At 77.7% G+C, this 13,209-nt stretch carries 12 protein-coding genes; 10 read left to right on the top strand and 2 right to left on the bottom strand.

The features are described from left to right. Positions 1-76 precede the first annotated feature (76 nt). Genes CLV92_RS09995 through CLV92_RS09985 form a run of 3 tightly spaced genes read left to right on the top strand, consistent with a single transcriptional unit; the run spans position 77 to position 2,770 of the window. Entirely contained in the window at positions 77-277 is a 201-nt protein-coding gene (locus CLV92_RS09995) for a hypothetical protein (RefSeq protein WP_104432669.1), read from the top strand. A gap of 43 nt (positions 278-320) precedes the next feature. Beyond that, positions 321-1,583 carry a hypothetical protein gene (locus CLV92_RS09990; protein ID WP_146099482.1) on the top strand — a complete coding sequence of 421 codons (1,263 nt, stop codon included), beginning with the start codon at positions 321-323 and terminating at the stop codon, positions 1,581-1,583. Then, a complete protein-coding gene (locus CLV92_RS09985) occupies positions 1,580-2,770 on the top strand; it encodes a glycosyltransferase family 4 protein (protein WP_245886666.1) in 1,191 nt (396 codons plus the stop codon). The genes CLV92_RS09990 and CLV92_RS09985 overlap by 4 nt, the downstream gene beginning before the upstream one ends. Before the next feature lie 1,335 nt (positions 2,771-4,105). On the opposite strand, the gene CLV92_RS09980 is transcribed toward CLV92_RS09985, so the two are convergent. Then, positions 4,106-5,878, bottom strand: a complete 1,773-nt coding sequence (locus CLV92_RS09980; RefSeq protein ID WP_104432808.1) for an AMP-dependent synthetase/ligase — start codon at positions 5,876-5,878, stop codon at positions 4,106-4,108. 277 nt (positions 5,879-6,155) lie between these two features. On the opposite strand from CLV92_RS09980, the gene CLV92_RS09975 reads away from it, so the two are divergent. The 5 genes from CLV92_RS09975 to CLV92_RS09955 all read left to right on the top strand — a co-directional run bounded on the left by CLV92_RS09975 (position 6,156) and on the right by CLV92_RS09955 (position 10,192). Beyond that, entirely contained in the window at positions 6,156-6,617 is a 462-nt protein-coding gene (locus tag CLV92_RS09975) for a hypothetical protein (RefSeq protein ID WP_104432667.1), read from the top strand. Between the two features lie 210 nt (positions 6,618-6,827). Next, positions 6,828-7,274: an SRPBCC family protein gene (locus CLV92_RS09970; protein ID WP_104432666.1), complete on the top strand. Its 447-nt coding sequence runs from the start codon at positions 6,828-6,830 to the stop codon at positions 7,272-7,274. A 9-nt stretch (positions 7,275-7,283) separates the two neighbouring features. Then, positions 7,284-8,243: an ROK family glucokinase gene (locus CLV92_RS09965; protein WP_104432665.1), complete on the top strand. Its 960-nt coding sequence runs from the start codon at positions 7,284-7,286 to the stop codon at positions 8,241-8,243. 73 nt (positions 8,244-8,316) lie between these two features. After that, positions 8,317-9,384 carry an ROK family glucokinase gene (locus CLV92_RS09960; RefSeq protein ID WP_104432664.1) on the top strand — a complete coding sequence of 356 codons (1,068 nt, stop codon included), beginning with the start codon at positions 8,317-8,319 and terminating at the stop codon, positions 9,382-9,384. A gap of 4 nt (positions 9,385-9,388) precedes the next feature. Then, entirely contained in the window at positions 9,389-10,192 is an 804-nt protein-coding gene (locus tag CLV92_RS09955; RefSeq protein WP_104432663.1) for an endonuclease/exonuclease/phosphatase family protein, read from the top strand. A 50-nt stretch (positions 10,193-10,242) separates the two neighbouring features. Here the strand turns inward: CLV92_RS09955 and CLV92_RS09950 are convergent, their stop codons facing one another. Next, on the bottom strand, positions 10,243-10,893 hold the full coding sequence (locus CLV92_RS09950; protein ID WP_104432662.1) for a hypothetical protein: 651 nt from the start codon (positions 10,891-10,893) through the stop codon (positions 10,243-10,245). Positions 10,894-11,094: 201 nt separating this feature from the next. Here CLV92_RS09950 and CLV92_RS09945 point away from each other — a divergent pair, with 201 nt between their 5' ends. Continuing rightward, the gene (locus tag CLV92_RS09945) at positions 11,095-11,832 is read left to right on the top strand and encodes a lysophospholipid acyltransferase family protein (RefSeq protein ID WP_104432661.1); all 738 of its coding nucleotides are present in this window, start codon (positions 11,095-11,097) and stop codon (positions 11,830-11,832) included. A 253-nt stretch (positions 11,833-12,085) separates the two neighbouring features. Continuing rightward, positions 12,086-13,111 carry a 6-phosphofructokinase gene (locus tag CLV92_RS09940; protein ID WP_104432807.1) on the top strand — a complete coding sequence of 342 codons (1,026 nt, stop codon included), beginning with the start codon at positions 12,086-12,088 and terminating at the stop codon, positions 13,109-13,111. Positions 13,112-13,209 lie beyond the last annotated feature (98 nt).

Here is a 13,209-nt window from a genome sequence, read left to right as displayed (position 1 = left end):
CTGCACCTAGCGTGCACATCGCTGGTCGAGGGACCGGTCGGGCGCGAGCAGCCCGCGACGGCGTGGGAGGTGCCGGATGCTCATCGACTGCAACAGCTGCACGGCGAGGCCGCTGGCCTGCGACGGCTGCGTCGTCACCGTGCTGCTGGGCACACCCGCCAGCGCGGCGCCCGACCTGAACGAGGCGGAGCAGGCCGCGATCGGTGTCCTGGCCGGCTCCGGTCTGGTGCCGCCCCTGCGACTGACCCGCGACGGAGGCTCCCGCCGCGCGGGCTGAGGTGCCCCCGGCGGCCGGGCCCGGCAGTGCCTACGCTGCGGGGGTGGCGGGCGCGGCGAGCAGGCGGGGCGTGCTGCTCGCCGCCGCCGCCGGCCTCGGCCTCGCCGGCTGCTCCACCACGGGCCGCGCTCCCGACCCCGGTGGGGCGCCGGTCCCCGCGGGAGCCCGGGAGGGCGTGCAGCGACTCCTCGCGGGTCGCTCGCACGCTCTGCGCTCCGGGGACGTGACCGCGCTGCTGGCCGGCATCGATCCCCGTGCCGCCGCTCTCGCCCGGGCCCAGGAGGCCGCCGCCACCGCCGTCACCGGCGTCGGCGTGGCGCAGTGGTCGGCGGAGGTGCTGCGGCTGCGGCGCGCACCGCGGCGGCGCGAGGAGGAGCTGGGAGCCCCGGCCGTCCTCGCCGACGTGGCGATCCGGGAACGCCTCGACGGCGAGGACGCCGTCGTCCGCCGCGCGGCCCACCTGACCGTCGTCGACCGCGGCGGGAGCTGGCTGCTGGCGTCGACCGCGGACGGCCCGACCACCCCCGCCCTGTGGGACCTCGGCCCCGTCCGGGCCGCCCGCAGCGGGCGGTCGCTCGTCGTGGCCGCCGCCTCCGCCCCGGAGTGGGCCGAGGAGGTCCCCGCAGTCCTCGACGAGGCCGCCGCCCGCGTCGACGAGGCCTGGGGGACCGGCTGGCCGCGGCGCACGGCCGTCCTCGTGCCCGCCACCGCCGCCGACGCCGCCCGCCTCCTGCACCGCGACCCCGCCTGGGTGGCGCCCCTGGCCGCCCTCGCGGTCGGCGACGCCTCCGTGCCCGGCTCCGGCGTGCGGGTCCTCGTGCAGCCGGAGCAGTTCGGTCGGCTCTCCGCGACCGGGCGCGCGGTGGTCCTCACCCACGAGCTGGTGCACGTGGCCGCCCGCACCGGCCTCGGCCTGCGCGGCACCGGCTCCCTCCCGCTCTGGCTGGTCGAGGGCGCGGCCGACCAGCTCGCCCGCTCCGGCCGGGGCCTGGACCCGGCCGAGCTGGCACGGCCGCTGCTGCAGCGCGTCGCGGCGGGGATGCGGCCGACCGTGCCGACCGACGCCGAGCTGCGCCCGGGGGGCGGCGCTCCCCTGGACCTCGCCTACGCGGCGGCCTGGACGCTGTGCGAGTCGATCGCCCGCCGCCACGGCGCGGGCGTCCTCGTGGAGCTGCAGCGGCGCCTGGCCGTGCCGGGCGCCCCCGACGTGAGCGCACTCGCCCCTGCCGTGCTCGGGGAGGACCTCCCCGCCGCCGAGGAGCGCTGGCGCGCGGAGGTCCACGACGGGTTGGCGGGCTGGCGGTGAGGACCCTCGTCGTCACCAACGACTTCCCCCCGCGCACCGGCGGCATCGAGTCCTTCGTGCTGGAGATGGCGCGGCGGATGCCCCCCGGCGACGTCGTCGTGCACACCGCCACCCAGCCCGGCGACCGCGCCTTCGACGCCACCCTGCCCTTCCCCGTGGTCCGCGACCCCAGCCGGATCCTGCTCCCGACGCCCGCCACCACCCGGCGCGCCGCCGACCTCGCCCGCGCCGAGGGCTGCGAGGCCGTCTGGTTCGGCGCCGCCGCCCCCCTCGGGCTGATGGCCCCGGCGCTGCGCCGCGCAGGGGTGCGCCGCAGCGTCGCCACCACCCACGGGCACGAGGTGTGGTGGTCCTCCCTGCCGGGCTCACGCGCGCTGCTGCGCCGCATCGGGGAGTCCGTGGACGTGCTGACCTTCCTCGGCCCCTGGTGCGCCGAGCGGGTCCGGCGGCCGCTGAGCCCCGCCGCGCGCGCCCGGATGCGCCGGCTGACGCCCGGGGTGGACACCGCCGCGTTCCGCCCCGGCTGCGGCGGGGAGGAGGTGCGCCGCCGCCACGGCCTGCACGACCGCCCGGTGGTGGTGTGCGTCTCCCGCCTCGTCGCCCGCAAGGGCCAGGACGTGCTGGTGCGCGCGCTGCCCGAGGTGCGCCGTGCCGTGCCGGGGGCGGCGCTGCTGCTGGTCGGGGACGGCCCGCACCGCCCGGCCGTGGAGCGCCTCGTGCAGCGCCTCGGCCTGCGCGGCGACGTGGTCCTGACCGGGGCGGTGCCGTGGGCGCAGACCCCCGCCCACTACGACGCCGGGGACGTGTTCTGCATGCCCGCCCGCACCCGCCTGGGCGGGCTGGAGCCCGAGGCGCTGGGCATCTGCTACCTCGAGGCCGCGGCCTGCGGGCTGCCGGTCGTGGCGGGCGGCTCCGGGGGCGCGCCCGACGCCATCGTGGCGGGCGGGACCGGCCGCGTCGTCGACGGCCGCGACCCCTCCGCGGTGGCCGCCGCCCTCACGGGCTACCTGCTGGACCCGGGCCTCGCGCGGCGCCACGGGGACGCCGGCCGCGCGTGGGTCAGCGACCGGTGGCGCTGGGACGTGCTGGCGCTGCGGCTGCAGCGGATGCTCGCCGGTTCCGACCCCGACGCCGCACCGGGTCCCGCGGCGACGGCCGGGGCGCCGCCGTCGCCGCCCACGCCGTGAGCAGCAGCGCCGCGACGAGCCAGTACTGGTTGTAGAACGCCTGCTTGTTCACGAGGTTGGCCACCAGCAGCACCGCAGCCGCCCACAGCAGCACCCCGTCCAGCCCGGGCGGTTGCCGGCGGACCTGCACGCACGCCGCCACCACGGTGCCCACGACCGCCACGCCCACCACCGGCAGCGGCAGCGCCACGCCCGCCTCGTGCACGAGGGCGATGTAGACGGTGTCGGCGAAGCGCAGCGGCGGCATGTCCTGCATGAACTGCACCGCGTCCCGCCACATCGCGGCGGGGGAGGCGAGCAGCCACGGCAGGACGAGCAGCCCGGCGACGCCACCGGTGGCCGCGGCGCGGCGCACCCCGAAGCGCGGCCACGCAGCCACCAGCGGCAGCAGCAGCACCGCGTGCTGCTTGGCCGCGAGCGCCACCGCCAGCGGAAGCACCGCCGCCCAGGCCCGCCCCCGCGCCACGAGCAGCGCCCACCCCGCGATCCCGACCAGCACCGTCGGCTCCGTCCACGCCTGCTCCACGAGGGTCGTGGTGCCGGGGGTGAGCAGCAGCAGGCACGCCGCCGCCACCCCCGCCGGGCGCCAGCGGCCGGTGGCGGCGACCAGCAGCGCGCAGGCCACGACGAGCAGCGCCAGCGCCCAGCGCACGTCCCCGGCCAGCCATCGGCCCGGAGCGGTCAGCACGGCCGTCATCGGCAGGTAGGCGAAGGCGTCCTGCACCCCCGGCGAGCCGGTCCAGACCTGCTCGTACATCGACTCCCCGCGCAGCATCCCGTCGGCCGCCTGCTGCAGGATCACCCACACGTCGATCCGCGGCTCCGGGTCGCCGAGCACCACGACCCCCGAGGACGCCAGCGACGTCACGACGGCGACGACGAGGGCGGCGGTGGGCGCCCGGCGCAGGCGCGGAACCAGGGCCCAGCAGAGCGCGGTGAGGGCCGAACCCGCCGCCAGTCCCGCCAGCAGCAGCCGGAGGGTGCCCGCGGGGACGTAGGAGAAGGCGGGCACGGCGACGTGGACGGCGGCCACCGCCGCCAGGGCCGCTGCGGCGAGGTGGTGCGGGGTGGCGGGGCGCCAGGGCAGGCCGGTGCTCCTGCGGGCGAGGAGCGCGGCGGTCAGGGCGGCGGCCACCAGGACGTACCCGGCGACGATCCACCACCGGTAGCGGACGACGCTGTACGTGGCCAGGGCCGTCAGCAGCCACCAGGCGCCCAGCAGCAGCGGCCACGGGCGACCCGTCGCGGGCCCACCCGGGACGGGGGCCGGCCGTGCGCTCACGCGAGGTGCGCGATCACGACCGGCCCGCCCCGCCGGCGGTCACGGGCAGCGCCTCACGAGTAGAGGGCCTCCACCTCGTCCACGTGGGCCGCCATCACGGTGCCGCGCTTCACCTTCAGGGACGGGGTGAGCATCCCGTTGGCCTCGGTGAGGTCGTCGGTCAGGACCCCGAACCGGCGGATGGACTCGGCCCGGCTCACGGTGGCGTTGGCGGCGTCCACGGCGCGCTGCAGCTCGGCGAGGACCTCCGGGTCCTGCCGGGCCGTGGCCACGTCGAGTCCCGGCTTGCCGTTGTTGGCGCCCCACACCGGCAGCATCTCCGGGTCCAGCGACAGCAGGCACGCCACGTAGGGGCGGTCGTCACCGACGACGACGGCCTGCGAGATGAGCGGGTGCGCCCGCAGGTGGTCCTCCAGCGGCGCGGGGGCCACGTTCTTGCCCGCGGCCGTGATGATGATCTCCTTCTTGCGCCCGGTGATGCGCAGGTAGCCGTCCGCGTCGATCTCGCCCAGGTCGCCCGTGGTGAACCAGCCGTCGCGGAACACCTCGGCCGTGGCCTCGGGGTTGTTGAGGTAGCCGGCGAAGACGTTGAGACCCCGCACGAGGATCTCGCCGTCCTCGGCGATGGCCACGTCCACGCCAGGCAGGGGCGGGCCGACCGTGCCGATCTTGATGCGGTCGGGGCGGCCGACGGCCAGGGGAGCGGCGGTCTCCGTGAGGCCGTAGCCCTCCAGCACGATCAGGCCGGCGCCGCGGAAGAAGTGCGACAGCCGCTCACCGAGCGGACCGCCGCCGGAGACGGCGTGGGTGACCCGCCCGCCCAGGCGCGCCCGCAGCTTGGAGTAGACGAGGCGGTCGAAGAGGGCGTGCTTCGCGACGAGCACCGGACCGGGCCCGCCGGTGTCGCGGGCCTGGCTGTGGGCGATCGCCGTCGCCGCGGCCGCCGCGAAGATCTTCGCCTTGAGCGGGCCGGCGGCAGCGGCCTTCTGCTCCGCGCCGTTGTAGACCTTCTGGAAGACCCGGGGCACGGCGAGGATGAAGGTGGGCCGGTAGGTCTCCAGGTCGGAGACCAGGTCCTTGATGTCGGCGGTGTGGCCCATGGTGATCCGCCCGGTCAGGCACAGCGCCTGGATGAAGCGGGCGAAGACGTGCGCCAGCGGCAGGAACAGCAGCGTGGTGGCGCCCGGGGCCTGGGTGATCTCGGCGATCGCGGCGTCGGCGTTGCGGGCCAGGTCCAGGAAGTGGCTGTGGTGCAGCACGCAGCCCTTGGGGCGGCCCGTCGTCCCGGAGGTGTAGATGATCGTCGCGACGTCGGAGGGCCGCACCGCGCGGCGCCGCTCCTCCAGCTCGGAGTCGAGGACGTCGCGGCCGGCGGCGTGCAGGTCCTCCAGCGAGCCGGAGTCGATGGTCCACACGTCCCGCAGCTGCGGCAGCCGCGCCCGCACCGAGGACACCGTCCCGGCGTGCGCGGTGGTCTCCACGATGCAGGCCACGGCCGCGGAGTCCTCCAGGATCCACGCGAGCTGCTCGGCGGAGGACGTCTCGTAGACCGGCACCGTCACAGCGCCGGCGAACCAGATGGCGACGTCGGTGAGCGTCCACTCGTAGCGCGTCCGCGACATCAGCCCGACGCGGTCGCCGGGCTTGACCCCGGCGGCGACCAGGCCCTTCGCGAGGCCGGTGACCTCGTCGAGGAACTGCTTGGCGGTGACGTCGACCCAGCGGCCGGTGGCGTCCTTGCGGCGGATGCTCACCCGCCCCGGGTCCGTCCGCGCCGCCTCGACGACGCAGTCGGTCAGATTGCCGCTCGTCGCCAGGGGCACCATCAGGGCCTCGCTGATCGTGCGCACGGTGTCCTCCTCCAGGCCCTCGGCCGTCGTCGTCGATCGGGCAGCGAGCTGACCTCCGCTCGGACACTACCCGTCGGGCCGCCGCCGCGGAGGGTGGTTGGAGGGAGTGTCGCGCCCCGTCGGCGGGCGGGCCGGGACGGGGCTGCGGGGGGCGGTGCCGCGGCGCTCGGACCCGCGGGGCGCGCGCGTCCGGGCGGGGACCGGCGCGCCGTCGGTTCAGGTGGGCCCCGGCCGTGCCGATGCCTCCAGTGCCATGTCCGACACCGCCAGCGCCCCCCGCCGCAGCCCGGTCGCCCCCGACCCCGTGCGCTGCCCCTCCTGCAGCGCCCGCGTGCGCCCTCGCCAGGAGTGGTGCTCGCTCTGCCACGCGGCGCTGCGGCCGGAGCCGGCGGTCGCGCCGGTCCCGTCCGCGGCACCCCCGGCGGCCGGACCGGCCGAGCCCGTGGGGAGCGCGCCCGGCGACCCGGCGCCCACCGCCTTCCCGGCCGGCGCGGAGGGCGAGCAGCTCGACCTCTTCGCCGACGGCCCCGGCGCCGGCGGGGAGCGCCCGGACGTCGACGCGGTCGCCGAGCGCCTGCTCGCCGAGCTGGCGGCGAGCACGAGCAGGCCCGTCGCCGCGTCCCGCGGCCGGCAGGCGCTCATGGCGGCCGGCGGCGCCGCGGCCCTCACCGCGCTGATCCTGCTCGTCCTGACGATCGTGGGCCTGCTCGTCTGACCCGGCTCGTCTGACCCGGCTCGTCCGACCCGGCTCGTCCGACCCGGCTCGTCCGACCCGGCTCGTCCCCGCCCGGCGTCCCGCACCGACCCCGGCGCCGTGGGACCGGTCCCTGGCGCCGGACGCGGGCCGCTAACCTGCTCCGGTCCCCGTTCGGGGAGAGCGGGTGCCGTCGGCGCGCCGCAGGGCAGAGAGGGGCGCGGTGCGCACATGGCCGGCCGGACGCAGTCGACCGCCGTGGTGGCGGCCGCTCCGCAGGCGGTCCTCGCGACGATCTCCGACTTCGAGGCGTACCCGCAGTGGGCCTCCTCCGTGCAGGAGTGCGAGGTGCTCGGCCGCGACGGCCACGGCCGTGCCGAGCGCGTGCGCTTCGTCCTGGCCGCCGGGGTGCTCAAGGACACCTACGTCCTGCGCTACGCGTGGGACGTGACCGCCGCCGGGACCGGCGCGGTGTCCTGGACGCTGGAGACCGCGACCTTGGTGACCGCACTCGACGGCGCCTACCGGCTGGCGCCGGCGGCGGGCGGCGGCACGGAGGTCACCCACGAACTGGCGGTCGCGCTGCGGCTGCCGCTGCTCGGCGCGCTCAAGCGCAAGGCGGAGAAGACGATCATCGACACTGCGCTGCGCGAACTCGGCCAGCGCGCGGGGAACTGAGGGAGACCAATGGTGCACACCGTCGGCGTCGACATCGGCGGCACGAAGATCGCCGCCGGCGTGGTGGACGAGCAGGGGGCCCTGCTGGCCACGACGCGGCGCGAGACGCCGGCGAAGGCCGCGGCGGACATCCAGGCGGCCGTGGCCGACGCCGTCGCGGAGCTGTCCGCCGCCCACCCGATCTCCGCCGTCGGCGTGGCTGCGGCGGGCTTCGTCGACGCCTCCCGCTCCACCGTGGTCTTCGCGCCGAACCTCGCCTGGCGGGACGAGCCGCTGCGCGCCGGGCTGGAGCAGCGCCTCGGCCTGCCCGTGGTCGTCGAGAACGACGCCAACGCCGCCGCCTGGGGCGAGTACCGCTTCGGCGGTGCCGTCGGCGACGACGGCCGCCTGGCCGACGACGTGCTCCTCCTCACCGTCGGCACCGGCCTCGGCGGCGGCATCATCGCCGGCGGGCGCCTGCAGCGCGGCGACAACGGCGCGGCCGCCGAGGTCGGGCACGCCCGCGCCGTCCCCGGCGGGCACCTCTGCGGTTGCGGCAACCGCGGCTGCTGGGAGCAGTACGTCTCCGGCAGCGCCCTCGTGCGCGAGGCCCGCGCCCTCGCCAGCGCGGGCGCCCCCGGCACCACCGCGCTGCTCGCCGCGGCCGACGGGCACCCCGAGGCCATCACCGGCCCGGTCGTGACCCGGCTGGCCGCCGAGGGCGACCCCACGAGCCTGCGGCTGCTCGCCGACCTCGGCCGCTGGCTGGGGGAGGCCGTGGCGAGCTTCGTGGCGATCCTCGACCCGGAGGTCATCGTCATCGGCGGTGGCGTCTCCGCCGCCGGCGACCTGCTGCTGCAGCCCGCCCGCGAGAGCTACGCCGCCAACCTCTCCGGCCGCGGCTTCCGCGAGCCGGCGCCGCTGCGTCTGGCCAAGCTGGGCAACGACGCGGGCATCATCGGGGCCGCGGACCTCGCGCGCACCGCCTGAGCCCGCCGGCGCGCCACCGGCCCGCGAGCCGCCGCCGGACCGCCCGTCCAGGGCCCGACCGCAAGGAGCACGCGTGGCCGCTCCCCACCGCACCCGCGTCCACCCCGACCCCCGGCGCGAGGCGCTGCGGCAGCGCCTGCGCCAGCAGACCCGGCGTGCTCTGATCGGCGACGGCCCGGCGGTGGGTGTCGACATCGGCGGCACCAAGGTGGCCGCGGGGGTCGTCGACGGTGACGGCCGGGTGGTGGCGCACGTGCGCCGCGAGACCCCCACCAAGAGCCCCCAGGCCGTCGAGGACGTCATCGCCGAGGTCGTGGAGGAGCTCTCCGCCCGCCACGAGATCGTCTCCGTGGGCATCGGCGCGGCCGGCTTCGTCGACGCCGACCGCGCCACCGTGCTCTTCGCCCCGCACCTGGCGTGGCGCCACGAGCCCCTGCGGGAGGCGGTGGAGAAGCGGGTGCGCGCCCGCCTGGGCCGCCGGGTGGGGCGGCGCACCCTCGTGGAGAACGACGCCAACGCCGCCGCCTGGGGGGAGTACCGCTTCGGCGCCGGACGGGGGGAGAGCCGCCTCGTGTGCGTGACGATGGGCACCGGGATCGGTGGCGCCATCGTCAACTCCGGCAGGGTGCAGCGCGGCAGGTACGGCCTGGCGGGGGAGTTCGGGCACATGATCGTCGTGCCGGGCGGTCACCGCTGCGAGTGCGGCAACCGCGGCTGCTGGGAGCAGTACGCCTCCGGCAACGCGCTGGTGCGCGAGGCGCGGGAGCTGGCGCGCGCCGACTCGCCGGTCGCGCACGGCCTGCTGGAGCGGGCGGGCGGCGACCCGGAGGCGATCACCGGCCCGCTGGTGACGGCGGCCGCCCGGGCCGGCGACGCCGCGGCGGTGGAGCTCTTCGAGGACGTCGGGCGCTGGCTGGGCATCGGCATCGCCAACCTCGCCGCCGCCCTGGACCCGGGCACGGTCGTCGTCGGCGGCGGGGTCTCCGACGCCGGGGAGCTGCTGCTGGGCCCGGCGCGCGAGGCGTTCCGCCGCACCCTCACCGGCCGCGGCTTCCGGCCGGAGCTGACCATCGTCCGCGCCGAGCTGGGGCCCTCCGCGGGTCTGGTCGGCGCGGCAGACCTCTCCCGCGGCTGGGGCTGAGCCGGTGGCCGGGGACGGGCGCGCGCCCGCCGAGGGGACTCCGCCGGGCGCGCAGCGGACCGGGGGACCGGTGCCGCTGCGGGTCCTCAGCTACAACGTGCACGAGCTGGCCGACGACACCGCCGCGCTGGCGCGGGTGCTGCTCGCCGCCGCTCCCGACGTCGTCTGCCTGCAGGAGGCACCCACCCGCCTGCTGACCGCCTCCCGGCTGCAGGACCTGGCGGCCGCCACCGGCCTGTGGGTGTGCGCCGCGGGCCGCGCCGGCGCGGGGGCCGCCCTGCTCGTCTCGGGGCGCGTCGACGTGCGGGACGCGCAGGTGCGCGCGCTGCCTGTGCCCCTGCTGCGCCGCGGGGTGCCGGTGCGCCGGCGGGGGTGGGCGGAGGCCCTGGTGCGGGTGCTGGGTCCACAGGGCTGGTCGCAGCCGGTGGGGGTGCGCAGCGTCCACCTGGGCCTGGATCCGGCGGAGCGGCTGGACCACTGCTGGCGCCTGGCCGCGCAGGACGACACCGGCAGCTCGCTGCTCGCGACGGCGGGGGAGCGGGTGGTGGTGGCCGGCGACCTCAACGAGGAGCCGGACGGTGCGGCGCAGCGCTTCCTGCGCTCGCGGCTGACCGACCCCCTCGGGGAGGCGCCGCGGCCGGCGACCTTCTCAGCGCGGCGGCCGCGCCGGCGCATCGACGCCGTCCTCCTGGGCCCGGGGCTCGCGGTGGCGGACGCGGGGGAGGTGGCCGCGGCGGAGGCGGACCTGGTGGTGGCCAGCGACCACCGGCCGGTGCGGGTGGACCTGCTGGTCCCCGCGGCCGGCTGAGCTCCCGCCCGCGAGGGCGAACACCCGGGGGTCACGGCCCGGGCGTGGTCTCAGACCACCGCGCCGTCGTCGTCATCGTCGTCGCGGCGCTCCGGCAGCCGCGCGACGAGGGTGGCGAAGCCGGCGACGAACGCCGCCACCGCCAGCGCGGCGATGATCCCCGACAGCCGCTGCCGCACGAGCGTCGCGATGAGCAGCACCGCCGGTCCACCCAGCACGCCGCCCCAGGCGAGCCATGTGATCACGTCCCGCGGCAGGGGCGGCGGCTCGGGGGGCACGAAGCCCTCCTCGCCGAGGAGCGCCTCGTCGCGGGCCGCCGCGCGGGCCTCGTCGTCGTCGTGGCGGGCGCGGGAGGCGTGCGCGGGCGGGGGGAGGGGGCGGTCGCGTGCCGCGGGTTCGAGCGGGGCGGGCGGCAGCGGCGGCACCGGGCGGGCGCTGGAGGACTCGGGTGGGGCGGGGTGCGCTCCGCCGGCGGGGCCGGTCGTGCCCTCGCCGGGTGCCTCCCCGGCGGGCGTCGCCCCGGCGTGGCCGGGGTCCTCGTCGAGGGGCGGGTGCGGCCGGTCCTCGACCGTGGCGTCGTGCGGCGCCGGCGAGCTGCCGGAGCGGCGGCGGTCGGCCTGCTCGTCCCAGTGGGACACGATCTCGGCGAAGACGGCCTCGACGTCGAGGTCTCCGCCGTGGTCGTCCGGGTTCGCGGGCACGGCCCATGGTGGCACGCCGCACCCGCACCGTCGAGGCGCCGGGCCCCTGCCCGTCGGCGAGTCCCCGTCCCCCGCCCCGACCGGTGCCCCGCTGCCGGGGTGCGCCCGCGCGACGGGCCACCCGCGACGTCGTAGAGTCCGCGGCACGGCCGGCTGCCGGCGCCGGGCCACCGGCGACTGGGAGGAGGCGGGGAACCGCCCGTGCTCTACTGGCTGATCAAGCTGCTGCTCGCGGAGCCGGTGCTGAAGTCGGTGTACCGGCCCTGGGTCCGGGGCCTGGAGAACGTCCCCGACTCCGGCCCGGCCATCCTCGCCAGCAACCACCCCTCCTACGTCGACCCCGTGTTCCTCCCGGTGGTCCTGCGCCGGCGCATCACGTTCATCGCCAAGTCGGAGCTGTTCACCGGCAGCGGCCTCAAGGGCCGGCTGGCGGCGCGGTTCTTCCACGGCATCGGGCAGCTGCCCGTGGACCGCTCGGGCGGGCGGGCGGGGGCGGCGCTGGAGAGCGGGGCGCGCCTGCTCGCGGAGGGGGAGCTGTTCGGCATCTACCCGGAGGGCACCCGCTCGCCCGACGGGCGGCTCTACCGCGGCCGCACCGGCGTAGCGCGGCTGGCGCTGGAGACCAAGGTCCCGGTGATCCCCGTGGCGATGATCGGTACGGACTCCGTGCTGCCCGTCGGGGGGAAGCTGCCGCGCATCCGGCGGGTGGGCGTGGTGATCGGCCAGCCCCTGGACTTCTCCCGCTACGAGGGGATGGAGGACGACCGCTTCATCCTCCGCTCCGTCACCGACGAGGTCATGTACGAGATCATGAAGCTGTCGGGGCAGGAGTACGTCGACGTCTACGCCTCCACGGTGCGCGGGGGCGGGCGCTCGCACGGCGCCCGGAAGGACCCGCCGCCGGGTGCCCCCGGCGGCCGGTCCGCCCCCGCCGCCTGAGCCCCGCCCGAGCCCCCGCCCGAGCCCGCCGACGGCGCTCCCGAGGACCGCGTCGCGCCCGTCGGGCGGCACCGGGGACCGGCCGAGCGCCGCGTCCCCCGGTGAGTCCCCGCGCGGATCCGTGCCCGCGGTGGCAGCATCGCCCGCGCGACGATCTTCACCGGCCCCGTGGCCGGGAGGGACACCCCAGGGCGCGTGTGGCCCGCGGGTGCGGAGCGGCCGCGTCGAGGGAGACCGGAAGTAGGGAGTGCGCGTGCGCGTCGGAGTGCTCACCGGAGGCGGGGACTGCCCCGGGCTCAACGCCGTCATCAGGGCCGCCGTGATCGCCGGTGCCCAGCGGTACGGCTACGAGTTCGTCGGCTTCCGCGACGGGTGGAAGGGCGTCCTCGAGGGCCTCACCACCCCGCTGGACCCCGCCCGGGTCCGTCCCATCCTCGCCGTCGGCGGCACGATCCTGGGCTCCAGCCGCACCAACCCGCTGGGGATGGAGGACGGCATCGAGCGCATCCGCGCCCAGATGGAGCGCCTGGGCGTCGACGCGCTGCTGGCGATCGGCGGCGAGGACACCCTCGGGGTGGCCACCGCCCTGCACGAGGCGGGCGTCAAGGTGGTCGGCGCGCCCAAGACGATCGACAACGACCTCTCGGCGACCGACGCGACGTTCGGCTTCGACACCGCCGTGCAGACGGCCGTGGACGCCTGCGACCGGCTGCACACCACCGGCGCGTCGCACCACCGCCTCATGATCGTGGAGGTGATGGGGCGGCACGCCGGCTGGATCGCCCTGCACACCGGGATGGCCGCGGGGGCGCACGTCACGCTGCTGCCGGAGGAGCCCGTGGACCTCGACCACGTCGCCGCCACCGTCGCGGAGGTCCTCGAGCGCGGCGAGGCGCCGCTGGCGGTGGTGTCCGAGGGCGCCCACGTCGGCGGCGAGGAGAGCACCGCCCACACGGAGCGCGACGCCTTCGGCCACGTCCAGCTCGGCGGTGCGGGGGAGCGGCTCGAGAACGAGCTGAAGGCCCGCATCCCGGGGCTGAGCAGCCGCGTCACCGTCCTCGGGCACCTGCTGCGCGGCGGCACGCCGTCGGCGGGGGACCGGATCCTGGGCACCCGCTCGGGGCTGTCGGCGATCACTGCCGTCGCGGAGGGCCGCTTCGGGACGATGGCCGCCCTGCGGGGCACCGACGTCGTCCAGGTGCCGCTGTCGGAGGCCACCGGCGTGCTCAAGACGGTGCCCGGGAGCCGGGTCGCGGAGACCTCCGACCTGAGCTGGTGACCGGGCGGGGGCGGGGCTGCTGAGACCCGCTCTCGTCTGGGTCCGGGCGCCCGCTCCCGCCCCCGTTCGCCGGGGCGCGGGAGCGGGTGCTCCCCATC

The organism is Kineococcus xinjiangensis (genome assembly GCF_002934625.1).
Taxonomy (GTDB): domain Bacteria; phylum Actinomycetota; class Actinomycetes; order Actinomycetales; family Kineococcaceae; genus Kineococcus_A; species Kineococcus_A xinjiangensis.
This window is presented reverse-complemented; position numbering and strand designations above follow the sequence as displayed.